The sequence below is a fragment of the Stenotrophomonas bentonitica genome (assembly GCF_002887735.1).
GTDB classification, from domain to species: Bacteria; Pseudomonadota; Gammaproteobacteria; order Xanthomonadales; family Xanthomonadaceae; genus Stenotrophomonas; species Stenotrophomonas bentonitica_A.
Genome location: NZ_PKQP01000042.1, coordinates 1 through 307, shown reverse-complemented (window position 1 = coordinate 307; position 307 = coordinate 1). Strand labels below are relative to the sequence as shown.

At 62.9% G+C, this 307-nt stretch carries 1 protein-coding gene; it reads left to right on the top strand.

What is annotated here, in order from left to right:
* On the top strand, nucleotides 1-307 hold a 307-nt coding region (locus tag C0R07_RS19660; RefSeq protein ID WP_146027654.1), incomplete at both ends, for a DUF4158 domain-containing protein.

Here is a 307-nt window from a genome sequence, read left to right as displayed (position 1 = left end):
CTACCCGCGACTGAAGCCTGATCCCACCGCCAAGGAACTGGAGGAGATCTATACCCCCACCGCCGCTGAGATTGCATTCGCCAAGCAGCTGACCACCCAGCCGGGTCCTCAGCTGGCGGTACTGATTCACCTCAAGCTCTTCCAGCGCTTGGGTTACTTCACGGTGTTGGCCGACGTGCCCGAGCGGATCCGGAAGCACATCGCCAAAGCCGCCCGACTCGGGCGAGTATTGGACACCGACCAGCTTGACCGCTATGACGCCTCCGGCAGCCAGCGCCGGCATATGCCGCAGCTGCGGCAGTTCATT